The sequence below is a fragment of the Mycobacterium sp. IDUB_17 genome (genome assembly GCF_055419465.1).
Window position 1 is genome coordinate 432,371 of the sequence record NZ_JBVAXS010000004.1, and the last position, 26,701, is coordinate 459,071.

At 65.6% G+C, this 26,701-nt stretch carries 27 protein-coding genes and 1 riboswitch; of the genes, 12 read left to right on the forward strand and 15 right to left on the reverse strand.

The annotated features are described in order from the left end of the window. Window positions 1-23: 23 nt before the first annotated feature. The 7 genes from ACZYZ7_RS19660 to ACZYZ7_RS19690 all read right to left on the reverse strand — a co-directional run bounded on the left by ACZYZ7_RS19660 (window position 24) and on the right by ACZYZ7_RS19690 (window position 7,497). Window positions 24-1,112 (reverse strand): ABC transporter ATP-binding protein, encoded by a 1,089-nt coding sequence (locus ACZYZ7_RS19660; protein ID WP_463741558.1) that lies wholly within the window; start codon window positions 1,110-1,112, stop codon window positions 24-26. Continuing rightward, window positions 1,102-1,902 carry an ABC transporter permease gene (locus ACZYZ7_RS19665; RefSeq protein WP_463741559.1) on the reverse strand — a complete coding sequence of 267 codons (801 nt, stop codon included), beginning with the start codon at window positions 1,900-1,902 and terminating at the stop codon, window positions 1,102-1,104. The genes ACZYZ7_RS19660 and ACZYZ7_RS19665 overlap by 11 nt, the downstream gene beginning before the upstream one ends. Continuing rightward, window positions 1,899-2,786, reverse strand: coding sequence for an ABC transporter permease (locus ACZYZ7_RS19670; RefSeq protein ID WP_463741560.1), 888 nt, complete (start codon window positions 2,784-2,786; stop codon window positions 1,899-1,901). Before ACZYZ7_RS19670 ends, ACZYZ7_RS19665 begins: the two co-directional genes overlap by 4 nt. 13 nt (window positions 2,787-2,799) lie before the next feature. Further along, window positions 2,800-3,924 carry an ABC transporter substrate-binding protein gene (locus ACZYZ7_RS19675; RefSeq protein WP_463741561.1) on the reverse strand — a complete coding sequence of 375 codons (1,125 nt, stop codon included), beginning with the start codon at window positions 3,922-3,924 and terminating at the stop codon, window positions 2,800-2,802. Window positions 3,925-3,998: 74 nt separating this feature from the next. Further along, window positions 3,999-4,589 (reverse strand): helix-turn-helix domain-containing protein, encoded by a 591-nt coding sequence (locus ACZYZ7_RS19680; protein ID WP_276126588.1) that lies wholly within the window; start codon window positions 4,587-4,589, stop codon window positions 3,999-4,001. 240 nt (window positions 4,590-4,829) lie between these two features. Beyond that, the gene (locus tag ACZYZ7_RS19685) at window positions 4,830-5,978 is read right to left on the reverse strand and encodes an FAD-dependent oxidoreductase (protein ID WP_463741711.1); all 1,149 of its coding nucleotides are present in this window, start codon (window positions 5,976-5,978) and stop codon (window positions 4,830-4,832) included. A gap of 31 nt (window positions 5,979-6,009) precedes the next feature. After that, on the reverse strand, window positions 6,010-7,497 hold the full coding sequence (locus ACZYZ7_RS19690; RefSeq protein ID WP_463741562.1) for a gamma-aminobutyraldehyde dehydrogenase: 1,488 nt from the start codon (window positions 7,495-7,497) through the stop codon (window positions 6,010-6,012). Between the two features lie 123 nt (window positions 7,498-7,620). On the opposite strand from ACZYZ7_RS19690, the gene ACZYZ7_RS19695 reads away from it, so the two are divergent. Further along, entirely contained in the window at window positions 7,621-8,136 is a 516-nt protein-coding gene (locus ACZYZ7_RS19695; RefSeq protein WP_450070364.1) for an Lrp/AsnC family transcriptional regulator, read from the forward strand. Continuing rightward, window positions 8,133-9,503 (forward strand): aspartate aminotransferase family protein, encoded by a 1,371-nt coding sequence (locus tag ACZYZ7_RS19700; protein WP_463741563.1) that lies wholly within the window; start codon window positions 8,133-8,135, stop codon window positions 9,501-9,503. Before ACZYZ7_RS19695 ends, ACZYZ7_RS19700 begins: the two co-directional genes overlap by 4 nt. Window positions 9,504-9,571: 68 nt before the next feature. On the opposite strand, the gene ACZYZ7_RS19705 is transcribed toward ACZYZ7_RS19700, so the two are convergent. Next, the gene (locus ACZYZ7_RS19705) at window positions 9,572-9,934 is read right to left on the reverse strand and encodes a hypothetical protein (RefSeq protein WP_463741564.1); all 363 of its coding nucleotides are present in this window, start codon (window positions 9,932-9,934) and stop codon (window positions 9,572-9,574) included. A 517-nt stretch (window positions 9,935-10,451) separates the two neighbouring features. Here ACZYZ7_RS19705 and ACZYZ7_RS19710 point away from each other — a divergent pair. After that, the gene (locus ACZYZ7_RS19710) at window positions 10,452-11,450 is read left to right on the forward strand and encodes an SMP-30/gluconolactonase/LRE family protein (protein ID WP_463741565.1); all 999 of its coding nucleotides are present in this window, start codon (window positions 10,452-10,454) and stop codon (window positions 11,448-11,450) included. Here ACZYZ7_RS19710 and ACZYZ7_RS19715 read toward each other — a convergent pair. Next, the gene (locus ACZYZ7_RS19715) at window positions 11,447-11,962 is read right to left on the reverse strand and encodes a MarR family winged helix-turn-helix transcriptional regulator (RefSeq protein WP_463741566.1); all 516 of its coding nucleotides are present in this window, start codon (window positions 11,960-11,962) and stop codon (window positions 11,447-11,449) included. The two genes, ACZYZ7_RS19710 and ACZYZ7_RS19715, sit on opposite strands and share 4 nt — an antisense overlap. Window positions 11,963-12,069: 107 nt before the next feature. On the opposite strand from ACZYZ7_RS19715, the gene ACZYZ7_RS19720 reads away from it, so the two are divergent. From ACZYZ7_RS19720 to ACZYZ7_RS19745, 6 genes are all read left to right on the forward strand, one after another. Beyond that, window positions 12,070-13,008 carry a helix-turn-helix transcriptional regulator gene (locus ACZYZ7_RS19720; protein WP_463741567.1) on the forward strand — a complete coding sequence of 313 codons (939 nt, stop codon included), beginning with the start codon at window positions 12,070-12,072 and terminating at the stop codon, window positions 13,006-13,008. Between the two features lie 110 nt (window positions 13,009-13,118). Beyond that, on the forward strand, window positions 13,119-13,577 hold the full coding sequence (locus ACZYZ7_RS19725) for a MarR family winged helix-turn-helix transcriptional regulator (RefSeq protein WP_463741568.1): 459 nt from the start codon (window positions 13,119-13,121) through the stop codon (window positions 13,575-13,577). 682 nt (window positions 13,578-14,259) lie between these two features. After that, window positions 14,260-15,489 (forward strand): D-alanyl-D-alanine carboxypeptidase family protein, encoded by a 1,230-nt coding sequence (locus tag ACZYZ7_RS19730; protein WP_450070371.1) that lies wholly within the window; start codon window positions 14,260-14,262, stop codon window positions 15,487-15,489. Window positions 15,490-15,593: 104 nt separating this feature from the next. After that, entirely contained in the window at window positions 15,594-16,295 is a 702-nt protein-coding gene (locus ACZYZ7_RS19735) for a TetR/AcrR family transcriptional regulator (protein WP_463741569.1), read from the forward strand. Further along, entirely contained in the window at window positions 16,295-16,525 is a 231-nt protein-coding gene (locus ACZYZ7_RS19740; protein WP_122975218.1) for a F0F1 ATP synthase subunit C, read from the forward strand. The genes ACZYZ7_RS19735 and ACZYZ7_RS19740 overlap by 1 nt, the downstream gene beginning before the upstream one ends. Then, a complete protein-coding gene (locus ACZYZ7_RS19745) occupies window positions 16,526-17,806 on the forward strand; it encodes a glycosyltransferase (RefSeq protein WP_463741570.1) in 1,281 nt (426 codons plus the stop codon). A gap of 119 nt (window positions 17,807-17,925) precedes the next feature. Here the strand turns inward: ACZYZ7_RS19745 and ACZYZ7_RS19750 are convergent, their stop codons facing one another. Continuing rightward, complete coding sequence (locus ACZYZ7_RS19750; protein WP_463741571.1) at window positions 17,926-18,774, reverse strand: NAD(P)H-dependent flavin oxidoreductase; 849 nt, start codon at window positions 18,772-18,774, stop codon at window positions 17,926-17,928. A 31-nt stretch (window positions 18,775-18,805) separates the two neighbouring features. After that, window positions 18,806-18,870: riboswitch (guanidine-III (ykkC-III) riboswitch) on the forward strand. A gap of 12 nt (window positions 18,871-18,882) precedes the next feature. Here ACZYZ7_RS19750 and ACZYZ7_RS19755 point away from each other — a divergent pair. Beyond that, on the forward strand, window positions 18,883-19,200 hold the full coding sequence (locus ACZYZ7_RS19755; RefSeq protein ID WP_450070375.1) for a DMT family transporter: 318 nt from the start codon (window positions 18,883-18,885) through the stop codon (window positions 19,198-19,200). Here ACZYZ7_RS19755 and yhjD read toward each other — a convergent pair. From yhjD to ACZYZ7_RS19770, 3 genes are read right to left on the reverse strand one after another with little or no spacing between them, the layout of a single operon-like run. Further along, window positions 19,197-20,213 carry an inner membrane protein YhjD gene (yhjD, locus tag ACZYZ7_RS19760; protein WP_450070376.1) on the reverse strand — a complete coding sequence of 339 codons (1,017 nt, stop codon included), beginning with the start codon at window positions 20,211-20,213 and terminating at the stop codon, window positions 19,197-19,199. The two genes, ACZYZ7_RS19755 and yhjD, sit on opposite strands and share 4 nt — an antisense overlap. Window positions 20,214-20,233: 20 nt before the next feature. Then, window positions 20,234-21,250 carry a tryptophan--tRNA ligase gene (trpS, locus tag ACZYZ7_RS19765; RefSeq protein ID WP_135453094.1) on the reverse strand — a complete coding sequence of 339 codons (1,017 nt, stop codon included), beginning with the start codon at window positions 21,248-21,250 and terminating at the stop codon, window positions 20,234-20,236. A 24-nt stretch (window positions 21,251-21,274) separates the two neighbouring features. Continuing rightward, on the reverse strand, window positions 21,275-21,697 hold the full coding sequence (locus ACZYZ7_RS19770) for a MarR family winged helix-turn-helix transcriptional regulator (protein WP_450070377.1): 423 nt from the start codon (window positions 21,695-21,697) through the stop codon (window positions 21,275-21,277). A 68-nt stretch (window positions 21,698-21,765) separates the two neighbouring features. Here ACZYZ7_RS19770 and ACZYZ7_RS19775 point away from each other — a divergent pair, with 68 nt between their 5' ends. Continuing rightward, window positions 21,766-22,383 carry a TIGR03086 family metal-binding protein gene (locus ACZYZ7_RS19775; RefSeq protein ID WP_463741572.1) on the forward strand — a complete coding sequence of 206 codons (618 nt, stop codon included), beginning with the start codon at window positions 21,766-21,768 and terminating at the stop codon, window positions 22,381-22,383. Here ACZYZ7_RS19775 and ACZYZ7_RS19780 read toward each other — a convergent pair. Further along, window positions 22,374-23,165, reverse strand: coding sequence for an exodeoxyribonuclease III (locus ACZYZ7_RS19780; RefSeq protein ID WP_450070509.1), 792 nt, complete (start codon window positions 23,163-23,165; stop codon window positions 22,374-22,376). The genes ACZYZ7_RS19775 and ACZYZ7_RS19780 overlap by 10 nt on opposite strands. Before the next feature lie 99 nt (window positions 23,166-23,264). Here ACZYZ7_RS19780 and ACZYZ7_RS19785 point away from each other — a divergent pair, with 99 nt between their 5' ends. Continuing rightward, complete coding sequence (locus ACZYZ7_RS19785) at window positions 23,265-24,098, forward strand: alpha/beta fold hydrolase (protein ID WP_463741573.1); 834 nt, start codon at window positions 23,265-23,267, stop codon at window positions 24,096-24,098. A 129-nt stretch (window positions 24,099-24,227) separates the two neighbouring features. Here the strand turns inward: ACZYZ7_RS19785 and ACZYZ7_RS19790 are convergent, their stop codons facing one another. After that, window positions 24,228-26,468, reverse strand: coding sequence for an NADP-dependent isocitrate dehydrogenase (locus ACZYZ7_RS19790; RefSeq protein ID WP_450070380.1), 2,241 nt, complete (start codon window positions 26,466-26,468; stop codon window positions 24,228-24,230). Window positions 26,469-26,701 lie beyond the last annotated feature (233 nt).

Here is a 26,701-nt window from a genome sequence, read left to right on the forward strand (position 1 = left end):
TCTCCTGTACTTGTGGCGGTTGATCAGTTGTCGGCGGGCAGGATGGTGGCGACGTCGGGATCGAACGTCAACCACACCTTTTGCCCCGCCTGGGTCGGTGTGATGCTGTCCGCGCTCTCGCGGACCAGCGCGACGGTGCCGTCGGGCAGGCTGACCTCGACCTTGCGTGAGTTGCCGAGGTAGATCTCCTGAATCACGGTGCCCGGCACCGCATTGACGACGTCCGGTTCGGTGTCACCGGTGACGATGCGAAGCCGTTCCGGCCGCACCACGACGGCCACCGAGTCGCCACGCCTCGATTCACCCCGGCCGGCCACGAGCCGCCGGCCATAGGCATTGACGACCCGCCCATCCTCCAGTTTTCCCTGGAACAGCGACGACTCGCCGAGGAATCGGGCCACGAAGATGCTCTTGGGGCGTTCGTAAAGGTCGGTGGGCGAACCGATCTGCTCGATGCGCGCCTTGTTGAACACCGCGATGCGGTCCGAAAGCACCAGCGCCTCGTCCTGGTCGTGGGTGACGTAGACGAACGTGGTGCCGAGTTCACCGTGAATGCGCTTGATCTCGAGTTGCAGCGAATCACGCAGTTTCTTGTCCAGCGCGCCCAGCGGTTCGTCCATGAGCAGCACGCGCGGTTCGTAGACCATGGCCCGCGCAAAGGCGACGCGCTGCTGCTGACCGCCGGACAGTTCCTTGGGCATGCGCTTGCCGTACCCGTCGAGGCCGACCGTGCGCAACGCGGCCGCCACCTTCTCGCGGCGTTGCGCCTTGGCCATCTTGCGCTGGCGCAGCGGGTATTCGACGTTGTCGATCACCGTCATGTGCGGGAACAGCGCGTAGTGCTGGAACACCATGCCGATGTTGCGGCGGTACGGCGGGAGATCAGCGACGGGCCGGCCGTCGATCAGCAGCTCCCCCTCGGTGACGTCGACGAAGCCGGCGATCATGTTGAGGGTGGTGGTCTTACCCGAGCCGCTGGGGCCGAGCAGGGTGAGGAACTCGCCCGGCCGCGCATCGAGGTCGATGGCGTCGACAGCCTTTTCCGACCCATAGGTCTTGGTCAGGCCGCGCAAGGTGATCGACGCACCGTGCGGGGTGTTGTCAGTGGACACGATTCCTCCTGCGCGAGTAGATGCCCGCGACGACGGTCAGACCTGTCGTGAGGGCGAGGATGAGAGTGGCGGCCGCAGCGATCGTGGGATCGGTGTCGCGCGTCACCGAGGCGTACATCTTGACCGGCAGCGTCTGCAGGTACGGGTTCTGGATGAACAGCGACAGCACGACCTCGTCGAAGCTCGTCGCGAACGCGAACAGAGCGCCCGAGAGCACCCCCGGCGCCACCAGCGGCAGGGTGACGGTTCGGAACGTGGTCCAGCGGCCGGCACCGCAGATCGCGGCCGCATCCTCCAGCCGCCGGTCGAATCCCTGCAGGCTGGCCATCACCGGCACGATGACGAACGGCAGTGCCAGCACGCTGTGCGCGACGACGAAACCGAACAAAGTACCGAGCAGGTTCAGCCGCAGGAACAACGCGTACAGGCCAACGGCGACCACGATCACCGGAACGACCATGGGAGCCAACAGGAATGCCCGTATCCCCTGCCGACCGGCCAGCCTGGTACGGCTGAGCGCCACTGCCGCGGCGGTGCCGAACAAGGTGGCGAAGACGGCCACCAGGACCCCGACCTCCAGGCTGGCCTTCAGTGCGGCGATCCACGCGGGATCTTCGAAGAACGTGCGATACCAGCGCGTCGACCATCCGCTCGGCGGGAAGGCGAACGACGGCCGATCGGTGAAGCTCAGCGGCACCACGATCAACGACGGTGCGACCAACCACACACCGACCCCCGCACAGAACAACCCGAGCAGGACATTCCAGAACGTCTTTGCATACCGTGTCATGCCGTGCGCTCCTTGCGGTTTCGGCGCAGCAGGTACAGCAGGGCGGCAAGCACCAGAGCGGTGACGAGTAGCAGGACCACACCCATGGCCCCTCCCCTGCCCCAGGCCAGCAAGCTGGTGACCTGTACGTAGATCTGCTGGCTGATCAGGGCGTCGTCGGGAGCGCCGAGCAGCGCAGGTGTGACATAGAAGCCGAGGCTGCTGATGAAAACCATCAGGCAGCCGGCCCCGACGCCGGGCAGCGACAGCGGAACCCAGATTCTCGCGAACGAGATGACCGGTCGCGCACCAAGACTCGACGATGCGAGCACCAGCCGCCGGTCGATACCCGACATCACGGCATACAACGGCAGGACCATGAACGGCAATAGGATCTGGCTCATGCCGATGACCACGCCCAGGTTGGTACGCAGCAGCGGCACACTGCCCAGCCCGACGAACGACAGCAGGGTTTGGAGCGGCCCGCCGTCCTCCAGCAGGATCACCCAGGCGAAGGTGCGCACCATCAGGCTGGTCCAGAACGGAACCAACACGATGAGGGTCAGTGCGATACGGACCGCGGGCCCGAACGCGACCATGGCGTAGGCGTAGGGATAGCCGAGCACCAGGCAGATCACCGTGACTTCGAGGCCCGTCGTGAACGTGCGCAACAGGACGCTGCGCTGCACGGAATCGCCCAGATACCAGGCGAAATTGCCGAAGCCGAGTTCTGGGTCGCTGAACGCCTGCCAGAACATGATGGCCAGCGGCAGTCCGAACACCCCGAGGACGAGCAGAACCGACGGCGCCAACAAACCGATGTCGCCGAGCCTCCGACCGGAGGTGGTGGGAGTGGTCTGGGTCTTGGGTGGTGCTCCGCCCGCCAGAACATCGACCATCGTCATGGAACGAGACCTCCTAGCCCGCGAGCCAGGACGTGTACTTGTTGGCGATGTCTTCCTGGTGTTCGGCCCAATACCCGAGATCAAGTGGGAACCGGTCCTTTTCCCGCTCCGGCGTGGTGGTCAGGTACGACCGGGCCAGGTCGTCGAGTTGCGGCTTGGCATCGACGTTGATCGGGCTGTACGACGTCAGTTCGGCAAGCTTGGCCTGCTGCTGGGCACCGAGGTAGAAGTTGATGAGCGCCATCGACGCCTTGGGGTTCTTGGCGCCGACGGGAACGGCGATCGTGTCGGCCTCGGGCATCCACTGGTCCCAGATCGGAGCGAACGGCGCCCCGTTCTTGACCGCCGAGTACGCGCGACCGCTCCACACCAACGCCATGTCGACCTGGCCGGACTCGATGAGCTGTTGGGACTGCGCGCCGGTGGTCCAGAAGACCGTGTCCTTGCGGATGCTGTTCATCTTGGCCAGCGCCCGGTCCATGTCGATCGGGTACATCGCGTCCGGGGCGACACCGTCGGCGAGCAGCGCACCCTCGAGGACGCCGGGGTCGAGTTCACCGGGCACGCCTTCGATCGCCCGCTTACCGGGGAACTTCGCGGTGTCGTAGAAGTCGGTCCAGGTCTTCGGCGGGTTCGCCCCGTACTTCTTGGTGTTGTAGACCACGATCAGTCCGTAACCCATTGCGGGGACCGAACAGTCGTCGGTCTTGGTGCCCGGGGGCAGCTTGCTGATGTCGACGATGCTGGTGTCCAGCGGCATGAACAGCGTGCCGCAATTCTTGGCGGTGAACACGTTGGTGCTATCGACCACATCCCAGGTCACGTTCTTGGAGTCGACCTGAGCCTTGATCTTCGAGTTCTCAGTAGGCCCGTCCTGCAACACCTTTGCGCCGGACTGCGCTGCGAACGGCTCGATCGCCGCCTTCGTCTGACCGTCCTGGAAGATGCCGCCGTACGACACGAACGTCAGGGTCATGCCCTTGAGTGCGCCTTCTTTGACGGTGCCGGCCTGCGGCGGTCCGCTGCCCAGATCCACGTCGGCCGCTTGGCCGGGACCCGCAGGCGTACACGCGGTGGCCAGGAGGGCCCCGGCAGCGATCAAGGCGGACACACGACGAGCGGCAGGCGACATCTTCATTGGGGATCTCCTTTGGATCTGGGCGGAAAGGTGTTCGCGGACGTGGGCACATCCGCAACGGGGCGAGCGGCCCGTCAAGTCGGCCAGTCGGTCGGGGGGCTGACGATCCAGATGAGCTCGACTGGCGCGTCGCTCAGGTTGTGCACGGTGTGCGGCATGGACGTGCGGTACTCCGCGCTGTCCCCCGGTTCGAGCACGTAACGCTCACCGTCGAGTTCCAGGGTGGGGGTGCCGGCGATGACGATCAGGATCTCCTGCGCGTCACCGTGCACGTAGGCCTCGCCTGCGCTCGACCCGGGCGACAGTTCACCCGCGTAGACCTCGAGGTTTCGCAGCGGCTTTTGTGACAGAAGGTATTTCGAGCTCAGCTCTGATACCTCGATGGTCGGACGGGCCGCCTTCCTGAGAATGCGGACGTCGGTGACCTCGTCGTCGGTGAACAAGTCGGGCAGCACGATGCCGAGCGACTGAGCCAGCCGACGCAGGGTTCCGACACTCGCGTTGACCTGCCCGCGCTCCACCTGGCTGAGAAAGCCCGGGGAGATACCGGCACGATCGGCCAACTGTCGCAGAGACATCTTCCGCGCAGCCCGGAACTGACGGATCCGGGCTCCGACCACGGTGTCTGCCGCTTCAGCGGGATCCGGCTCGACGGTCGCACTCATATCGAAACATCCGTTCGTCTCAAAAGAGCAAGAGGATTGCTTTAAGCGAACACTTTGTTCGCTGACGCCAAACCCTATGTCTTGTTCGAGACGGTCCGCAAGGCCTCCATCACATCTCCCAAGAATTGTGATGCAGGACACACCCATGCGTTATCGGCGGCGACCTGGCGATAGACCCACGGTTATCGTTGCGATAGTCGGCCTTTACGAGGGATTTCGTTGCCCCCCCCCGACGGGGGTCTAGTGCCTGCCGAGCACGTGTGGACCCGTGCGCTCAGGCACCCCCGTGGCGAAGCGCGCCAACGACCACTGAGCGACATCCGGGTCCGGCGTGCGTCCCTCTGCCAGATCGGCGAGCACCTCGCCCATCAGTGCGGAGTACTTGAAACCCTCCCCCGAGTCGCCGCATGCCACGACAATTCCACCCTCGAGTCGGTCGACGATGAACCTGCCGTCGGGAGAGTCGGTCCAACTGCAGACCTGAGCATTGAGCACGGTCGGAACCACTGCGGGCATGTCGGTCTGCACCCGGTCACGGAGCACCGCGGACCGCCCATCATCAGGGGTCCGGTCGACATCGCCGGCCCGGTAGTCCCGCAACGGGGCATCCAAACCGATCTTGTAGCCCGCACCGGGCGACGGCATGGCATAGATGCCCGGACGGTCACCCGACGGTCCATCGAACAGACATGGAAAGTCGTCGGTGGCAGCAGGATTCGCGGGATCGCCGAAGTACACCACCTGTTCCAGATACGGGTGTAGCGACAGGTCTAGCCCGAGCGGCGACAGCAGCGGCGCCGCTCCCGGCCCGGCCGCGATCACCGCGACATCGGCATCGATGATGTCGCCGTCTGCCAGCACCACGCGGACGCCGTTGGCGGCTTTCTCGACGCGTGCCACGTCACGCTCGAGAAGCGTTGTGCCGGGGGCACTCTGAAAGATCTTCGACTGAGCCAGCAGCGATGCTTCGGCGAGCACGACACCGGCGACCGGCTGCCAGAGGGCGTCACGCCCGTCGCCGCGCAGACCAGGAAAGAACCGGTCCACGTCCGCCGCAGGCACATTCGCGTACGCGACGCCAAGGGCCGCCAATGTCGACTCCACGGCCGGCAGCGACTCGTCGTCGCGCCACAGCAGACCACGGGTGAGGAACACCGGGGTTCCCGCCCGCTCGGCAAGGCGGTGCATCGCGTCGACACCACGCTGCGCCGTCCGCACCCGCATCGGGTCAGGGTCGGCGAGCCGCCACAACCGGGTCGATCCCGCCGAGGAAGACAGTCCGTTCAGCGGGCCGTAGCGGTCGATCAGCGTCACCCGGTGTCCACGGCGGGCGAGCTCAGCCGCGGCGGGCAACCCCCACGCGCCCGCCCCGATCACCACGCACGTCATGGCCACGGCGGGCGACCTCTCGACCAGACGCTCAGCGCTTACTGAAAATCGTTCGGTGCCACTCTTTTTCGGCCACACCGGTGATGTCGCTCATCACATGCTTGATGGTGAGGTACTCCTCGAACGAGTAATCGCTCATGTCCTTGCCGAAGCCCGACGCACCGACGCCGCCGTGCGGCATCTCGCTGATGATCGGGATGTGGTCGTTGACCCACACACACCCGGCATTGATCTCGCGGGAGGCCCGCTGCGCCCGGTACACGTCCCGGGTCCAGGCCGAGGCGGCCAGGCCGTAGTCGGTGTCGTTGGCCTGCCGGATCGCGTCGTCGTCGTCGGTGAACGCCCGCACGGTCAGCACCGGACCGAAGATCTCGTCGCGGTACACCTCAGAGGTCTCCGCGACATCGGCGATCAAGGTAGGCCGGTAGAACGCGCCGGGCAGATCCGGGATCACGCCTCCGGTGACGACGCGGCCGCCCTGCTCGGGCGCGCGGGCCACCATGGCGGCGACCTTGTCCCGGTGCGCGAACGAGATCAGCGGGCCCAGGTCGGTGTCGGGATCGTGCGGATCGCCGACGACGATCTTGCTCATCACCTCGGCCACGCCGGCGACGAAGTCGTCGTACAGGTCGCGGGCGACGATCGCCCTGGTGGCGGCGGTGCAGTCCTGGCCGGTGTTGATCAGGGCACCGGCCACCGCACCCTGGATCGCGGCATCCAGGTCGGCGTCGTCGAACACCACGAACGGCGCCTTGCCGCCCAACTCGAGTTGGGTGCGGTGTCCGTGTGCCGCGGCGGCGGTCATCACCTTGCGGCCGACCGCGGTGGATCCGGTGAAGGTGACGACGTCGACGTCGCGGTGCCCGGCCAGGGCGGTGCCGACGTCGGCGCCACCGCCGGTCACGACGTTGAACACACCGTCGGGCAGGCCGGCCTCGGTGGCCAGCCGGGCCAGGGTGAGGGTTGTCAGCGGGGTGATCTCGGCGGGCTTGATGACGACGGAACAGCCCGCGGCCAGCGCCGGGATGACCTTCCACACCGCCATCTGCAGGGGATAGTTCCACGGCGTGATGGTGGCGACGACGCCGACGGCTTCACGCCGGATGCTGGAGGTGTGGTCACCGGAGTACTCGGCGGTGGCCTTTCCCTCCAGGTGGCGTGCCGCACCCGCGAAGAAGTCGATGTTGTCGACGCTGCCGGGGACATCGAACTCAGTGGCCAGGCGTACCGGCTTGCCGGTCTGGCTGACCTCCTCGGCCACCAGCTGATCGGCGTGCTCGTCGGCGAGCTTGGCCAGCTTGGCCAGGACCGCCGACCGCTCGGCCGGCGTCGCCTTCGACCAGGCGGGGAACGCCTTGCGGGCGGCATCGACGGCGTTGTCCACGTCGGCCGGAGTGGCCAGGGCGTAGTCGACGACAGGCCGGCCGGTCGCGGGGTCGATGATCTGGTGGGTGCCCCCGGCCGTCGCCACAGGCGCACCGTTTATCCAGCTGCTCGTCACATTCACTGCCACGTTCATGGGGCCCCACGGTAACCGATGGGTCATCCGATCTCTACGCAATCCCGCGCTTAGGCCCGGTTTAAACGAGGGATTTCATCGATTCGGTTGCCCTAAACGACGGATTCCGTGCACAATCGGTGCATGACCAACCCTGAGGGTGAAGACCTTCAGCCAGTGCCTCTGCGGGTGAACCACAATTCTCGCACCGCCTTTCAGCTCGACGAACTGTCGAAGGCGATCATCGAGAAGCTGCAGGCCGACGGCCGACGTTCGTATGCCGGAATCGGTAAGGCCGTGGGCCTGTCCGAGGCGGCGGTGCGCCAGCGCGTGCAGCGCATGGTCGACGCCGGCGTCATGCAGATCGTCGCGGTGACCGATCCGTTGCAGCTCGGGTTCGCCCGGCAGGCGATGATCGGCATCCGCTGCACCGGCGACACCCTCAAGTTGGCCGAGAAGTTGTCTGCCATCGAGGCCGTGGACTACGTGGTGCTGACGGCCGGGTCCTTCGACGCCATCTGCGAGGTGGTCTGCGAGGACGACGACAGCCTGCTGGAACTTCTCAACACCCAGATCCGCTCATTGCCAGGAGTGATAACCACCGAAACCCTCGTCTATCTGAAACTCGTCAAACAGCAATACAATTGGGGAACTCGATGAGCGTCACTGAAAAATCCGATCTGGCAGCCAAAGCCAACCGCCACCTGTGGGGGCACTTCGCCCGCCACGGGGAGGGCATCACACCACCGATCATCACGCGCGGCGAAGGTGCCCACATCTTCGACGACAGGGGCAAGAGCTACATCGACGGCCTGTCCGGCCTCTTTGTCGTCCAGGTCGGCCACGGCCGCAAGGAACTTGCCGAGGCCGCGGCCAAGCAGGCCGAGAAGCTGTCCTTCTTCCCGCTGTGGTCCTACGCCACTCCGCCGGCCATCGAACTGGCCGAGCGCGTCGCCAACTACGCACCGGGTGACCTGAACCGGGTCTTCTTCACCACCGGCGGCGGCGAGGCCGTCGAGAGCGCATGGAAGCTGGCCAAGCAGTACTTCAAGCTGACCGGCAAGCCGGGCAAGTACAAGGTGATCTCGCGGTCGATCGCCTATCACGGCACGCCGCAGGGAGCCCTCGCCATCACCGGCATCCCGGCATTCAAGGCGCCGTTCGATCCGCCGACCCCCGGCGGTTTCCGGGTGCCCAACACCAACTTCTACCGGGCACCCGCCGAATACGGTAACGACGAGAAGGCGTTCGGCCGCTACTGCGCCGACCGCATCGCCGAGGCCATCGAATTCGAGGGTCCCGACACCGTGGCCGCGGTGTTCCTCGAGCCGGTGCAGAACGCCGGGGGCTGCTTCCCGCCGCCGCCCGGATACTTCGAGCGGGTCCGTGAGATCTGCGACGAGTACGACGTGCTGCTGGTGTCCGACGAAGTGATCTGTGCGTACGGCCGCATCGGTTCGATGTTCGCCTGCGACGATTTCGGCTACGTGCCGGACATCATCACCAGTGCCAAAGGCCTGACATCGGGCTACTCACCGCTGGGCGCGATGGTGGTCAGCGACCGGTTGTTCGAACCGTTCAACGACGGCAAGACGGTGTTCGGGCACGGCTACACCTTTGGCGGACACCCGGTTTCGGCTGCGGTGGCGATGGCCAACCTTGATATCTTCGAGCGCGAGGGCATCAATGCCCACGTCAAGGAATCCGCTCCGGCATTCCGGGCCACCTTGGAGAAGCTGTACGACCTGCCGATCGTCGGCGATGTCCGCGGTGAGGGATTCTTCTACGGCATCGAGCTCGTCAAGGACAAGACGACGAAGGAGACCTTCAACGACGAAGAGTCCGAGCGGCTGCTGCGCGGGTTCCTGACGCCGGCGTTGTGGGAGGCCGGGCTGTACTGCCGCGCCGACGACCGCGGCGACCCAGTGATCCAGCTGGCCCCGCCGCTGATCAGCGGGCAGGCCGAGTTCGACGCGATCTACGAGATCCTGCACGGTGTGCTGACCGAGGCAGGAAAGCTGTTGTAGCAACGGCGAATAGGTGACGCAATCGGCCCTCTCCATTTCTGGAGAGGGCCGATTGTCGTTACGGTGGGTCAGCCTTCGCTGCCCGCACCTACACTCGAACCGCTCCCGGAGCCGGCGTCGCCCCCGGAACCGTTCTTGGCACCAACCCGGTGCTTGGCGGGCTTGGCCTTCATCGCCTTGGCGATGTTGTCGCCCACCTTCCTCAGATTCGACCTCAGGTTCGAGGCGGATTGGTCACCGACCTCCTTGGCCGCCTTCCCCGTTCGATCTGAGAACTTGTCGAGCTCAGCCTTCACCCGGCTGGCCGGCAGAGCCTTGGGGCTCGCGGTGACCGCCCCCTGAGCCGGGCCCGCATCCGAGTCCGCGGCAACCTCGTCGCCCGCGGTTTCATCCGCGGCCGCGCGCAACGCGGAAACCGGTGCGGCGCCCACGCTCGCCGGTGCCGCCGCATCCGAGCGCAACCCCCGCTGTGAGATACGAACGAATTGAAACTTGCACTTGGCCTTCCCTTGGACGCCGGTGTGATCTTGGACGTGAGAAAACTACTAAGAGGAACCTGAGGACTCCGATATTTTTCGCGATGTCGCAACGATTCGGGCCAAGGCCTCCAACCGCGCGCAATCTGGCCGCGTGAACATCCCCCCTGGTCATTCGCCCCCCTTTGGGCGATGCAGCCAACCCCGGAGTCCGGGTCGATGAATTTAAGGTCGCAACTATCCGTCCAACACGATTGAAACGTGTTCTACCGGCGCAGAAAGTTAGCTGTTTATCGCATTTATCGGCCCCGACCGGTACAGACACCTTCGGCCATCCGTGACTGGGTCGGCGGCAGCCGGAATGCATCTCATTCCGGCCCGACGATCGACAGTGGGGGTGCGGGATTTCGAATGCCACTCTCACGCAGCGCTTTTCATCCAGAGACCGAGAATCCGATCTACCCTCAAGGGCGTGCCACGTAAGCCACCCATCGATCCCGTCCGTTGGACTCCGCCTCCCATCGACCCATTGCCTGAGTTCGGCCCTGCCGAGCTCACGGTTGTGCCGATGCCCGGAGACGGACCGGAGGACGTCGTCGCCGACGAATCCGGACAGCTGTGGACCGGGCTGGTCGACGGACGGGTCGTGCGTGTCTCCCCCGACGGTGCCACTGCCGTCATCGCCGACACCGGCGGACGCCCACTGGGCTTGCATGTCGCGCGTGACGGGCGGGTGCTGATCTGCGACAGCCACCGCGGGTTGCTGGCGCTGGACCCGAGCACCGGCACGCTGACGACGCTCGCCGAGTCGGTCGAGGGAAGACCACTCAAGTTCTGCTCGAACGTCACCGAAACATCTGACGGGACAATTTATTTCACCGAGTCGACCAGCCGGTTTCATTTCGAGCATTTCGACGGCGCCATCATGGAGGCCCGGGGCACCGGTGGCCTCTACCGGCTGGCCACCGACGGCACGGTGACCACGCTCGTCGAAGGCCTGTACTTCGCCAACGGGGTCACCGTCACCACCGACGGATCGGCACTGGTGTTCGCCGAGACGCAGGCTCGCCGGCTGTCGAAGTACTGGCTGACCGGACCACACGCCGGCACCGTGACGCCGCTCGCGGTGAATCTTCCGGGCATGCCCGACAACATCTCCACCGGGTCGCACGGGCGCATCTGGGTAGCGATGGTGAGCCCTATCGTCGCCGCGGCCGAACGGCTGGCACCACTGGCGCCCGCACTGCGCCGACTGGTGTGGCGGCTGCCGGAACCCCTGCTGCCGAAGATCAAGTCGCAGGTGTGGGTGGTCGCGTTCGACGCCGACACCGGTCGCGCGGTCAGCGGTATCCACATGCGGCACCCGGACTTTGGCGTCGTCACCGGTGTCGTCGAGGCGGGCGGCCGGTTGTGGATGTCGAGCATCGAGTTCCCCGCGTTGGCCCACACCGACATCGGCAGCCTGCATTAGCCCTCCGGTGGGCGCCTCGGTCCGTCGCTTCTCAGGGCCTCGCCGATCCGTCTGGTCCCGGCACCCAACGCGGTCATCTGGTCTCGTGTGAGCGGCGCCAGATAGTGCCGTCGTACCAGCACGGCGTACGTACGCAGCACCGGCAACAGGTACTCCCGCCCCTGTCTGGTGATCCCGACGACGACCCCTCGCCCGTCTTCGCGGCTCCGGAACCGGCGAACCAAACCGCGTTCCTCCAAGCGGCTGACCTGCCACGTCACCCGGCTGGGTGACAGGACCAAAGCCTCTGCCAGCACACCCATTCGGAGCCACCGACGCGATCCGGAGTTGAGCAGATTCAGTAAGTGCACGTCGGGAACCGCGAGGTCGTATTTGACGGTCAGAGCGACGTTGATCTCCCGATAGAGCAGTTCGGCCGATTCCCCGAAGCGCTTCCAGCTCCGCCACTCGTCGTCGCTGAGCTCGTGCGGATCTTGCGGAAGGGTCGGCTCGGGAACCTCGAATGCCAACATTGAGTCGTAACCTCTCCTTCGCCTGACGCTCTCGAGATCACAGCCCAGGCAACGAAAGCGGTCTATGCGGATTGGGACAGGCCGGTTGCGCCTTACACTCCTGGTCCATGTACGTGCCGGTGGTTCGGACACGGATCACGCAACTCGAGGATCTGAGCGACGCGGTCGCCGACGCCGGCCTCAGCGCGTTCCAGATGTCGCGTGAAGCGCCCAGCGGGAGTCTGGTCCATGCCGCCCACGACGGTGTCGCGTTCAGTTCGGGACGCTTCGACAGTCGGGTGCAGATCCGTGGGCCACTGTCCGAGGACGCACTGTCGATCGCGGTCGGCCTGCAGATCCCACCGCGCAATCGGCTCCTGCTGCGAGAAATCGATTCAGGGGTCGTGACGGTCTTTCGCCCGGGTGACGAGCAAGAGGCATTTCACGACGTGAACTCCCTGTACGCCGTGGTTTCCCTCAGCGCGGAGACGTTGGAGCGTGAGGCCCAGCGCTACGGAATGAGGCTTTCCCCCACCACTTTTCGACGCACCGGCATTCACCCGCAGCCGATGGCGCGGGCACAACTCACCACGATCACGTCGTTCCTGACCCGCCTGCATCAGGATGGCAGCCAGACCCACCTTCACCCCAGCGGATTCGCCGATATCGTCGGGGCGTTCATCGGCCATTTCACGCGGGCGCCGACGACCATGCCGGTTCGCCAGCTCAGACAGCGCCAGAGGATCGTCGAGTTGACCCGGATGTACATTGACCAGAACCTCGATCAACCTCTGGACACCGAAGGTCTCGCACGGCTGGCGGGCGTGTCCCGGCGGACCCTTGCCCGGTCGTTCGACGAAACAATCGGAGAGTCACCTCAGTCGTACATCACGCGGATGCGGCTTCATCGCATCCGGTCCGATCTACTCGCCGGCGGCCAACCGGGGTCCACGATCGCCGATGTGTCCAACCGGTGGGGCATGAGCGAGCTCGGCCGGATGTCCGGCAGGTACCGCAGCCTGTTCGGTGAGCTGCCGTCGCAAACCCGGCTGCGCCGTTCTCCGTGAACGCTTGAGTTACGCGATTCGCCCGACGGCTCACGAACAGACGCCTTAGGGTGTTAGCCCTCTGATCTTGAAATCGGCCAGAAGTTGCTGCGTCTTGTGGGGGAATGTCGGTGGACGATCTCGAGAACCGTTCTTGGCACGACTATCTGGACACGGCGATCCAGGCGTACCACGCGCTGAACCGGACGTTGCACACCGCTCACGCTCTGTCACTGCTGGACGTCATACTGCTCGATTTTCTGATGAAGTCCCCCGACGGCGCTGCACGCATGGGCGAGCTGGCTGAGGCCGTGGTGTTGATGCCGGGCCGGGTGACCCAACAGGTCCGCCGGCTGGAGACGCAAGGACTTCTTCGTCGCACCACCAGCGAGAGTGACCGGCGGAGCGTGCTCGCCCAGATCACTCCCGCCGGCCGCTCACGAATGCGGCTCGCACTGCGCACATATGCGGGGTGGGTGCGGATCCGCTATCTGGATCCGCTGTCACGGCGGCAGTTGACCGCCATCGGTGACAGCTGCCGACGGATCAGCACCGGCCTCAGGGAATCAGGTATGCCGGGCAGCAAGTGACCGACGGTTGCCCGACCCGTCCCGGTCCGGCATCCCAGCTAACCCGGTTCAAACACGACTGGCACTCATATCCGTGCAAATTTGGCGAACCGATCAACACACAGCGATACAGTTCAACAGGTATTCGGCGGATTATGGCAAACATTTATCATCAATAGAACCAGTTACAGAACTGCCTGCAACTAATTGCGATCTTAAATATCACCCGAACGGCCTTCACATTGCTGACGGCACCTTCGATTGCCGACTGAACTGCGAGCTCGATGCATGGAGGCGATTGCTGAACTGCGTCAGCCGACGACGGGTTGGAAGTTTGCCGTGAATTCATACACTTTCATCAGCGTCCTCTCAGGTACGTTTTGCGCGTCCAAGATCACACCCGCGGAGGCGGCCCCCGACCGAACAGGAGAATCAGCTTTCGCCACCCCTGGCATCACCGATGGCCGACGCATGCGCCCGGCCAGACCGTTGACAGTTGGTTTATCGTTTGTGATGGGGGACGGCTCCTTCGGTGGTGTGATCTTGGACAATCGCGCTTAACGGCTTGGTTCCGTCCCCCGCCCCATGCCTTGAACTCGATCCCGGCTCACCCTTTTCCGAGATCACATTTGTCACAGAAACCACATCAGTCACAGCGTGGCTACGCGGAATCGCGTCGTCGCTCGCCTAATCTGCGCAGACGATGGCTATCCAGCGAAGGCTCCCGACACGTGCGTTGACGCGCGGGCTCTCGGCACTCGCGGCCCTGGCGATGCTCGCCGGGCCGAGCGTGCTGTGCATGCCCACGGCCGCCGCCGACCCGGCGCCCGAATGCCCCTACAAGGTGACGACGCCCCCGGCAGTCGATGCGTCGGAAGCACCCAAGCCGGGCGAGGTAGCGCCCGGACCGCTGCCGGTGCCCGCCAAGACGATTGGCGGCGAAGCGCTTTCAGGTTGCGGCGTGATCACCGCGGCGAACACTCCCCCACTGCCCAATGATGTCTCCGCCGAGGCCTGGTTGGTCGCGGACCTGGACACCGGCGACATCATCGCCGCCAAGGATCCGCACGGACGCCACCGTCCGGCCAGCATCATCAAGGTGCTCGTGGCCACCGCCGCACTCAATGAACTCAACCTCAACAAGTTGGTCGCCGGCACCCAGGATGATGCCAACTCCGAGGGCACCCGCGTCGGCGTCGGCCCCGGTGGCCAGTACACGATCAACGACCTGCTGCACGGCCTGCTGATGCACTCCGGCAACGACGCCGCACACGCTCTGGCGGCTCAGTTGGGCGGGATGGACCCCGCGCTGCAGAAGCTGAACATCCTGGCCGGCAAACTCGGCGGCCGCGACACCCGCGCCGCCACCCCCTCTGGCCTGGACGGCCCCGGCATGAGCACCTCGGCCTACGACATCGGGCTGTTCTACCGCTACGCCTGGCAGAACCCGGCATTCGCCGACATCGTGGCCACCCAGACCTACGACTTCCCCGGGCGCGACGGCAATCCGTCCTACCCGGTGGAGAACGACAACAAGCTGCTCTACAACTATCCGGGCGCGATGGGCGGCAAGACCGGATACACCGATGACGCGGGCCAGACCTTCGTCGGGGCCGCCAACCGCGACGGCCGCCGCCTCGTTGCCATCCTGATGAAGGGCACCCGGTTACCGATCGCGCCGTGGGAACAGGCAGCGCACCTGCTCGACTACGCGTTCTCCACTCCACCGGGAACCAAGGTCGGCACCCTCGTCGACCCGGATCCGTCACTGATCACACCCAAGGCCGACGAGGCAACCGCGGCCCAGGCAGCGTCGGTTCTGCCACCCGCCGATTCATTACCGGTGCGGGTCGGTGTGGCCATCGTCGGTGCCGTCATCGTGTTCCTGCTCATGATCGGCGCACGGTCACTGAACCGCCGCACCATTCGCTGACCTACACCTTCCGGTAGGCCTCCAACCAGCCGATATTCCGGAGCTCACGCTCGACCCGCGGCTACCCCTTGCCGAAGTCTGACCGATCGGTCTAATCTCAGACCATGCGGTCAGGCGGCACGAAGACGTTTACCGAACAGGCCCGCCGTCGGCAGATTGTCGACGGCGCGCTGGAGGTGATCGCCGAACAGGGCTATCCACAGGCATCGCTGGCGCGTATCGCCGAACACATCGGTATCGCGAAAAGCGCTGTGCTGTACCACTTCAACAGCAAATCCGAAGTGGTCGAGGCGGTCTTCACCGAGATCTTCGCCCGTGGATCCGCGGTGATCGTCCCAGTGGTCAACGCCGAAACCACTGCAGCGGCAAAGCTGTCCGCCTACATCCGGGCCAACATTGCGTTCGTCGCAGCCAATCGGTCGGCGGCCGTAGCGATGCTCGAGCTGATCTCCGGATACCGCGACGCGGACGGATTGCGGGTCGACCAAGCCGCGGCCAAAGCCGTCCAGGACAATCCCCCGACCGGCGACCTGGCCGCCCTCGACCCGCAGAGCATCTTCGCCGAGGGTCGGGAAAGCGGCGAGTTCCGGGAACTGTCACCGCTGTTCATGAAGAACATCCTGCGCGGCGGTTTGGACAGCGCCGCACAGGAGTATGCCCGAGACCCGGACTACGACGTCATCGCCCATGGCGAAGTGCTTGTCGAGATCTTCGAGAAGGCCACCGCAAGCGGGGTCGGCAACGCACCGCATCACCGAACTGCTCGATCGATCACAGGAGGTACACCATGGCCAGTGACGCATTGATGGGTAACGCCCTGCTGGCCGGGGCAATCGTGCTGGCGGGCGGAGCGATCGGCGCGGGCATCGGCGACGGGCTCGCCGGCTCGCAGTTCATCGCCGGTGTAGCGCGCCAGCCCGAAGCCCAAGCGCGCTTGTACACACCGTTTTTCATCACCGTGAGCCTCGTGGAGGCGACGTTCTTCATCAACATCGCGTTCATGGCGTTGTTCGTCTTCGCCACCCCGGGCGGATAGATGGCGACCATCGCGATCATCGCCATCGGCAGTCACGGAGATGTGGCACCGCTGACCGGGGTCGGTGCGCGGTTACAACGTGCCGGGCATCGCGTCATCGTGGTGGCCTATCAGGCATTCGCCGAGCTCGTCTCCGGATGCGGGCTGGAGTTTCGCGGACTCGCCGATGATCTCGACGACACCTCAGCCGATCTCTCGGACGTATCAGCACGCCAAGCCGCCAAGGCCATGGCGGCATTCCTCTCACCACGCGGCATGCGGGTGCTGGGCGATCGCGTGTTGGCAGCTGTCCGTGACGAACCGCTCGATGCGCTGCTGCTGTCACCGTTCGCGGAGTTGGCCGGCCATCCGCTTGCCGACGCGCTCGCCGTTCCCGCCATCGGCGTCCGGTTGCAGCCCTTATCGGCAACCGCCGACTATCCACCGGCGGTGCTGGGAGCGTGGACTGCCGGTCGGTTCGGGAACAGGGCGGCAGCGCGGATCGGCGAGGCGATGATCGACGGGCTGTACGGCAGGGCCGTCAACCACTTTCGTGCGCAACTCGGCCTACCGACGGTTCCGGCCCGGGTGCTGCGACACCGGCGCACCGATGCTCGTTGGCCGATCCTGCACGGCTACTCGCCAGCGGTCCTGCCCCGGCCGGCGGACTGGCGGCCGGGTATCGACGTCGTCGGCTACTGGTGGCCGGAGCGCGCAACCGGATGGCAACCTCCCAGCGAGCTGGTTGAGTTCCTCGAAGCCGGCCCGCCACCGGTCGTCATCGGCTTCGGCAGCACGGTCAACAGCGGCGCCGAGGCCCAACGGCTGTCCACGCTTGTCGCACAGGCGGTTCGGGACGCGGGCGCCCGTGCCGTGATCCAGGCCGGTTGGGCGGGGCTCGACTTCTGCGGGAATGACGTGATCGCGGTCGGCGAAGTACCTCACGACTGGCTGTTCGCGAAGGCGGCGGCCGTTGTCCACCACTGCGGCGCAGGCACTGCCGCGGCGGGGCTACGTGCCGGTGTGCCGGCGATCGCGACCCCGAGCCCCTACGGCGACCAACCGTTCTGGGCGCGAAGGCTGTTCGCCCTCGGAGTCAGCCCCCGGCCGATCCCGCAACGTCGACTCACCACCGACAACCTCAGTCAGGCAATACGCGACGTGCTGACAGATAACGGCTTCCGAGACCGGGCAACGAGGATGGCTGCAGCTATCGCCGCCGAGGACGGTTCGGAACGGGTACTCACAACTGTCGAGAAGGCACTGAGGGCCAGGTCGGCGCCGCCAGCCGGATCGCAGTGAGCTGTGTCAGCAAACCCGGCCGCCAATTCGCGGATTCCGCTGACAAGTAATTTCCGGTCAAGTTAAATGCATCTCGGGCCTGCCGATCCGCCGCCGCTCTCGGCGGTTCGGCAGGCAGGTCAATGCCAGCGCCCGAGTAGCTGCTCCGCCCCGTCAGACAGCGATCGGACGATCTCGGCCGCACCGGCCTGCCGTCGCACCAGCCCCACACCCTGCCCCGCATTGACCGGCGACCCACGCAGCACACGCTCGGGAATGGTCGTCGGCCACCGATATCCGGCGGCGACGTCGTATTCGGAGGTCAGCTCGGTCTCCTCACCCTCGGCGGCCAGCAGGGCGTCACGCGCCGATACCGGCGTCAGCGCCTCGGCACATGTGGCGAATGCCGTGCCGACCCAGGCGGCTGCCGCCCCGGCCGCCAGGATCGCGGCCACCGACCGTGGCGACGAGATCCCACCGGCCGCGAGCACGGGCACATCGACGGCGTCGAGCACCTCGGCCAGCAGCGGCAGGGTGCCCATCGTCGGCTCACCATGACCGCCGCCCTCGGCTCCGCGTGCCACCACCACATCGACGCCGGCATCGACCGCACGGCGGGCCGCATCGACCGTGGCCACCTGGGTCGTCACCGTCAGGCCCGCGTCGTGCGCCCGGCGCACCCAATCCCAGTCCTGCCCGAAGCTCACGCTGAGCAGCGCCGGACGGGCGGCCACCGCAACGTCGAGCAGGTCCGGCCGATCCTGGGTAACCCAGTGCACCAGGCCAATTCCGAATCTCTGGCCATCGAGTTGCGCCAGTTCGGCGGTCAACTGTTCAGCCGTCGCCGCACTGCCCATCCCGACCATGCCCAGACCGCCGGCGGCCGAGACCGCCGACGCCAGCCGCCCCCCGGCCGCGCCGCCCATCGGTGCGTTGACGATGGGGACAGTGATGCCGATCGACCGCGACCACATGGTTGCCAAGCTCACAGCCTGCAATGTTACGTCGTTGTTACAATGGGTAGCGCCAGCACATGGCACCGGACGAGGCGCACCCGTACCCGGCCAGCGACAAGACGGGGTGTTTGGAGGTGTGCCATGGCCTGGTTGATTCTCGTCGTTTCCGGTGTCCTCGAAGCCGTATGGGCGACTGCCCTGAGCAAGACCGACGGCTTCACCCGCTTGGTTCCGTCAGTCGTGTTCTTTGTGGCGCTTGCGTTCTCGATGGTCGGACTGGCCATCGCGATGCGGAGCCTGCCCCCCGGCACCAGCTATGCGATCTGGGTGGGCATCGGCGCGGTGCTCACCGTCGGCTACGCAATGATCACCGGCGCCGAATCCGCTTCGGTGATCAAGGTAGTGCTCATGCTCGGCGTCGTCGGCTGCATCGTCGGCCTGAAGGCCGTCAGCCACTAGCGCCGCAGTAACCGCGAAAGCCCCAGGGCGCCAATGGCTCCCATGGCGGCCGCGGCCAAAGCGCCGGACACCCCGATCCCCTCGCGGACCTGCACCCTGGTGACGATCTGCGCGGGGTTCGGCGGTGGCACCGGCGCGACGGCCAGGCTCTCCCTGGACGTCGCCGCCCAGGCCGTCGCGAACAGGATCAGTCGCGCGGTGACGTAGGCGAACACCATCAAGCCGAGGACCGGGCCGAACGTCGCCCCGGCGGGCCCGCCCAGCACGGACTGCAGATAGATCGACGCCACCTGCTTGAAGATCTCGAAGCCCACCGCGGCCAGCAGGCCGGCCCGGATCGAACTGCGGAAGGGCACCGGTTCGCGCGGCAATCGGGAAATGATCCAGCTGAACAGCAGCCACGAGATCGAGATTGACACGAGCATCGACACGATCCGCAACCCGACGCCGAGTCCGTCGAAATCGTGGAGGCCGATCCAGCGCAACACCTTACGCATCAGCGCGGGGTCACCGAGTGCGGTCAGGCCGATGGTGACGACCATCGCGAGGAAGGCCGACACCAGGGCCAACAGATCCGACAGCTTGTTGCCGACGAAGTTCGACTCGCGGTGTTGACTCCACATCTGGCTGAGTGCCTCGCGCAGGTTCGCCATCCAGCCGAGGCCGGCCCACGCCGCGGTCGCCAGCCCGATCACGCCGACCGTGCCGCGCGAGGCGATGGCCGAGTCCATCAGGGTGACCAGTTGCTGGCCGAGATCACCTGAGACCGTTTGACGGATCCGGTGCTCGATTTCCTCGAGCAGGTCCGGACGCCGCGACAGCAGGAACCCGCCGCCGGCGAAACCGACCATCAACAGTGGGAACAGCGCGAAGATGGTGAAATACGTGATACCAGCGGCATAGAAGTTGCCGTTGCAGTCGTTGTAGCGCTCCTGCGCCCGCATCACGTGGTCGAACCAGGGAAAGCGCGTGCGTACCCGCGCCATCAATCCCGGTTTCTCCGGCTCGTCCACCGCCAACCCCTCCCCGGTGCTTATGGTGTTTGCTGGAGAAACCCTATCCTGTCGTAAACCCGGGCGAGGGTCTTCCCTGCGACCTCCCGGGCGTGTTCGGCTCCGGAGGCCAGAACCGACTGGAGCTCGGCCGGGTCATCCAGCAATTCGTCGACGCGGGTCTTGATCGGCGTGACGAACTCCACCACGGCCTCGGCGGTCTCCTTCTTGAGATCGCCGTAGCCGCGGCCGGCATAGCCTTCGACCAACTTGTCGACATCGGTACCGGTCACCGCGGACTGGATGGTCAACAGGTTCGAGATGCCCGGCTTGTTCTCCTGGTCGAACCGGATCTCCCGCTCACTGTCGGTCACCGCCGAGCGGATCTTCTTGGCCGTGGCCTTCGGATCGTCCAGCAGACTGATCAGCCCGGCGTCACTGGCCGCCGATTTGCTCATCTTCGCCGACGGGTCCTGCAGGTCGTAGATCTTGGCGGTGGCCTTGGGGATCATCGCCTCGGGCACCACGAAGGTGTCCGGGAACCGGGCGTTGAATCGCTGCGCCAGGTCCCGGGCCAACTCCAGATGCTGGCGCTGATCCTCCCCGACCGGAACCAGATCGGTGTCGTAGAGCAGCACGTCGGCGGCCATCAACACCGGATAGGTGAACAGGCCCACGGTGGTGGCGTCCGCACCCTGCTTCTGCGACTTGTCCTTGAACTGCGTCATCCGCGACGCCTGACCGAAACCGGTGAAACACCCCAGCACCCAGGCCAATTGGCTGTGCTCAGGGACGTGGCTCTGAACGAACACGGTGCTGCGCGCCGGGTCGATGCCCAGCGCCAGGTACTGCGCGGCAGTCACCAGCGTGCGCCGGCGCAGGGTCTCGGGATCCTGCGGCACGGTGATGGCGTGCTGGTCGACGACGCAGAAGAACGCCTCGTAACCGTCCTGCAGCTGCGCCCAGTGCGTGACGGCACCCAGGGCATTGCCGAGGTGCAGGGAGTCAGAGGTGGGCTGGGCGCCCGAGAATACGACCTGTTTGCTTCCGCTACTCATGATGATCTGATTTTCGCACTGGCGTCATCCGGATTCTTCGCGGGTCAGCTGCTGCAGCACCCGCAGGAACACTTTCCGATCATCGGCCGCCAGTTCACCCAGCCAGCGCTCCTCCCCGCGCTGGATGTCCCGTTGGACCGCATCCTTGATCGCGCGGCCCGCCTCGGTGATGGCCAGCAGCCGCACCCGGCGGTCGTCAGGGTCGGCCTCGCGCTCGATGAAGCCCTGCTGCTGCAGGTCATCGAGGGTGCGGATGATGCGGGTCTTGTCGGCGCCGATCGCGTCGGCCAGTGCAGCCTGCGTCCGCACCGAGGACCGGTCCAGCGCGAGCAGGACGACGTAGCCCCACATCGACAGGCCGTGAGCGTCGAGCACCGGCTGCTCGGCGGCGATCATCTCCCGCAACAACGGGGCGAGCATGGCCGCCAGGTCGGGGCGCTTCGGCATTCGCTCATCGTAGATATTCGAGCACTGTAGGCGTTGTCATATGATGCGCTTACGCCTATCGTATGCGTATGCCTACTACTGAAACCGACCTGCGCCCGTTGCACCGCGTCGCGGTCCTGCGCTCCGTCGAAGCCGTCGATGCTGTCCGCACATCCGACCTGGACCGTCCCACCCCATGTGCGGACTGGACCCTGGGCGATCTTCTGGCCCACATGACCGTGCAGCATCGCGGGTTCGCCGCGGCCGCCAGCGGACACGGCTCCGATGAAGCGCTCTGGAATGTGGAGACGGTGGCCGATGCCGTGCGTGCCGACCCGGTCGGCGCATACACGGCGGCCGCGCACGACGTGCTCGACGCCTTCGCCGCCGACGGGGTCACCGAGGCGACGTTCGCTTTACCCGAGTTCGGCCCGAATGCGACGTTCCCGGGCGCGCTGGCGATCGGATTCCATTTCGTGGACTACGCCGTGCACGGCTGGGATGTCGCGGCCGCCCTCGGTGCGGCCTACGAACTGCCGGACGACGTCGTCGCCGCCGTCCTGCCACTGGTCATGGCGATCCCGGACGGCGACTTCCGCGACAGTTCGGCCTCACCGTTCGACCGGGCGGTCAACGCCTCGGCCACAACGGATTTCGAGAAGATTCTGGCCCACCTGGGCCGTCGCCCGAACTGGCGTCAGCTGTAGCTGACCGTCACCGGCGAGTGATCCGACCACCGCAGTGCGTACAGCTCGGCCCGGTCCACCTGTGCCGACGTGGCCCTGACCGCCAACGTGGGACTGGCCAGGTGATAGTCGATGCGCCAGCCGGCGTCGTTGTCGAAAGCCTTGCCGCGCCAGGACCACCAGCTGTACGGCCCGGCCACATCGGGATGCAGCACCCGCACCACGTCTACCCAACCCGTACCCAACAGCTCGGTGAGCCAGGCCCGCTCGCTGGGCAGGAAGCCGGCCTTCTTGACGTTGCCCTTCCAGTTCTTGATGTCGTTCTCGGTGTGCGCGATGTTCCAGTCACCGCACAGCACCGCGTCGCGGCCGTGCAGTTCCGCCATCCGCGCCGCGATGGTGGCCATGAACCGTTCCTTCTCCAGCTGACGGTCCGTCTCGGCCTCCCCGGTCGGGACATACAAGCTGGCCACCGTCACCCCCGCGGTATCCGCCTCGAGGTAGCGCCCGTGGGCCTCGAACTCGTCGGAGACCAGCAGCCGGGCCGCCTCGATGGGATGCCGGGACAACACCGCAACCCCGTTGCGGCCCTTGACATGCGGTTCGGCTGAGGCCAAGTTCCAGCCATCGGCCAAAGCCGGCGCCAAGGCATCGTTGAGCTGCTCGTCATCGGCCCGGGTCTCCTGCAGACACACCACGTCGGCCTCGGTTTCCTTGAGCCAGGGCAGCAGGCCGAGGTTGTCGGTGGACCGCTGCTTGACGGCTGCGCGAATGCCGTTGACGTTGATGGTGCTGACGGTCAGAGGTCCCGGAGATGCCACGGCCCAGACCCTACCGACCCCCGCCGACACCCACCGACACCCTCTTGCGGTACCGGCGGTATCACCTTAATGTCGGGCGACATGGCTGAACGTGCTCCCATCCACCTCGGCAGCCCCGACGGTGATCCGATCCTGCTGCTGCATCCGTTCCTGTTGTCGCAGAGCGTGTGGAAGTACGTCGCACCGCAACTCGCGCAGACCGGCCGCTACGACGTGTTCGCCCCGACGATGGCCGGCCACCACGGCGGCGCGCACGCACCCATGCTCCTCGACGTCGCGACGCTGGCCGACGACGTCGAACGCCGGCTCGACGAGCTCGGCTGGACCACGGCACACATCGTCGGGAACTCGCTTGGCGGCTGGGTGGCCTTCGAACTGGAACGGCGCGGCCGGGCCCGCACGCTGACCGGCATCGCCCCCGCGGGCGGCTGGTCGATGTTCACGCCCGCCAAGTACGAGATCATCGGCAAGTTCCTGGCGGCCCTGCCGGTGGTCCTCGCCACCGCGGCGCTGCGCCAGCAGGTGCTGAAACTGCCTCTGTCCAAGCAGATCTCATACCTGGCGGTCAGCGCGACACCCGAGGTCCTCAACGCCGGCGACCGACACGATCTGATTGACGACGTCGCGCACTGCCCGGCGTATTTCAAGCTCATGATCAAGGCACTGACCACCGCCGGACTGATGGAGATCGGGGATTCCCATACTCCGACCCAACTGGTGATCTGCGAGAAGGACCGCGTGCTGCCGGCACCACGATTCACCCGGCACTTCACCAAGAGCCTGGCGCCGGACGCGGTGGTGACCACACTCAAGGGAGTGGGGCACGTCCCGATGTTCGAGGCGCCCGACACCATCACCCGGGTGATCACCGAATTCGTCGACCGGAACATCGGTCAAACGCGCGCGACGGGGTGATCGACCATGCGCGTAGGACATCCAGTCTGCGTACAGATCCAGAATTCGGGCGTTTTGACGATCTGAGCGCAGGCTCGGGGATCTGAGTACAGGCTCGGCGCGGATGATGGCCGCGCCGAGCCCCAGCGGTTAGACCTTCTCGGAAGCCGCCAGCACGTCGTTGAGCGTCTTGCTCGGACGCATCACGGCGGCGGTCTTCTCGGGGTCCGGGTAGTAGTAGCCGCCGATGTCGGCCGGCTTGCCCTGCGCCGCATTGAGTTCGGCGACGATGGCCTGCTCCTGCTCGCCGAGCGCCTTGGCCAGCGGTGCGAAGTGCGCGGCCAGCTCCTTGTCCTCGGTCTGCTCGGCCAGCGCCTGCGCCCAGTACAGCGCGAGGTAGAACTGGCTGCCGCGGTTGTCGAGCTCACCGGTCTTGCGCGACGGGGACTTGTTCTCGTCCAACAACTCCCCGGTCGCGGTGTCCAGCGCGGTGGCCAGCACCTTGGCCTTGTCGTTGTCCAGCTTGTTGCCCAGGTCCTCGAGGCTGGCACCCAGCGCGAGGAACTCGCCCAGCGAATCCCAGCGCAGGTGGTTCTCCTCGACGAGCTGATGAACGTGCTTGGGCGCCGAACCACCGGCACCGGTCTCGTACAGACCACCGCCGGCCATCAGCGGCACGATCGAGAGCATCTTGGCGCTGGTGCCCAGCTCCAGGATCGGGAACAGGTCGGTCAGGTAGTCACGCAGGATGTTGCCGGTCGCGGCGATGGTGTCCTGCCCGCGAATCACGCGCTCAAGCGTGTACCGCATGGCCCACACCTGCGGCAGGATCGTGATGTCCAGGCCCTCGGTGTCCTCTTCCTTGAGGTACGCCTTGACCTTCTTGCGCAGCTCGTTCTCGTGCGGGCGCTCGTCGTCGAGCCAGAACACACACGTCATGCCGGATAACCGGGCCCGGTTGACGGCCAGCTTGACCCAGTCGCGGATCGGGGCGTCCTTGACGATCGGCATCCGCCAGATGTCGCCCTCTTCGACCTCCTGGCTCAGCAGCACCTCACCGGAGTCGATGTCGACGATCTTGGCGACACCTGCCTCGGGAATCTCGAAGGTCTTGTCGTGGCTGCCGTACTCCTCGGCCTTCTGCGCCATCAGGCCGACGTTGGGAACGGTGCCCATCGTGGTCGGATCGAACTGGCCGTTGGTCTTACAGAAGTTGATCATCTCCTGGTACATCCGGGAGAACGTCGACTCGGGGTTGACGGCCTTGGTGTCCTTGGTGCGGCCGTCGGCGCCATACATCTTGCCGCCGAGGCGGATCATCGCCGGCATCGACGCATCGACGATGACATCGCTGGGCGAGTGGAAGTTCGAGATGCCCTTGGCCGAGTCCACCATGGCCAGCTCGGGCCGGTGCTCGTGGCAGCGGTGCAGGTCCTCGATGATCTCCTCACGCTGCGAGGCGGGCAGGGCCTCGATCTTGCTGTAGAGATCCGACAGACCGTTGTTCACGTTGACGCCGAGCTCGTCGAAGAGCTTCTCGTGCTTGGCGAAGGCGTCCTTGTAGAAGACCTTGACGGCGTGGCCGAACACGATCGGGTGGCTGACCTTCATCATGGTCGCCTTGACGTGCAGCGAGAACATCACGCCGGTCTTGTAGGCGTCCTCGATCTGCTCCTCGTAGAACTCGATCAGCGCCTTCTTGCTCATGTACATGGAGTCGATGACGTCGCCCGCGTCGAGCTTCACCTCGGGCTTCAAGACGATGGTCTCGCCAGAGGTGGTCTCCAGCTCCATGCGTACCTTGCGCGCCTTGTCCAGCGTCATCGACTTCTCACCGTGGTAGAAGTCGCCGTCCTTCATGGTGGCCACGTGGGTCCGCGAGGCCTGCGACCACTTGCCCATGCTGTGCGGGTGCTTGCGCGCGTACTCCTTGACCGCCTTCGGGGCACGACGGTCCGAGTTGCCTTCGCGCAGAACGGGGTTCACCGCGCTGCCGAGGATCTTCGAGTAGCGATCGCGGATCGCCTTCTCTTCGTCGGTCTTCGGGTCACCCGGGTAGTCCGGGATGGCGTAGCCCTTCCCCTGCAGCTCCTTGACCGCGGCCATGAGCTGCGGGACCGAGGCGCTGATGTTGGGCAGCTTGATGATGTTGGTCTCGGGCAGCTGGGTGAGACGACCGAGTTCGCCGAGGTTGTCGGGCACCTTCTGGTCGTCGGTCAGGTAGTCACCGAATTCGGCCAGGATGCGGGCCGCCACCGAGATGTCACTGGTCTGGATATCGATACCCGCCGGCTCTGCAAAGGCGCGGACGATCGGCAAGAAGGAGTACGTCGCAAGCAGCGGCGCCTCGTCGGTCAGCGTGTAGATGATGGTCGGCTGCTGGGCAGTCATGGTTGCTCTCCCGGCGTCAGTCTCGGTTCGACGAGGATCACTCGTTGTCACTCGTGGTTATTCGCTGCTCTGTATCGCGGCCAGACTACAAGGGCGGGCAGCACCTCGAAGGAGCAGCTTTCATTACTGACCAGTAACTTCGGCTTGCGTCCAGGCATCAAACAGCCCCACACGCCCCCCGAACTGAACGTGTTTCAGTCCCGCCCGTGCAGAACCGGCAAACACCCCGGACA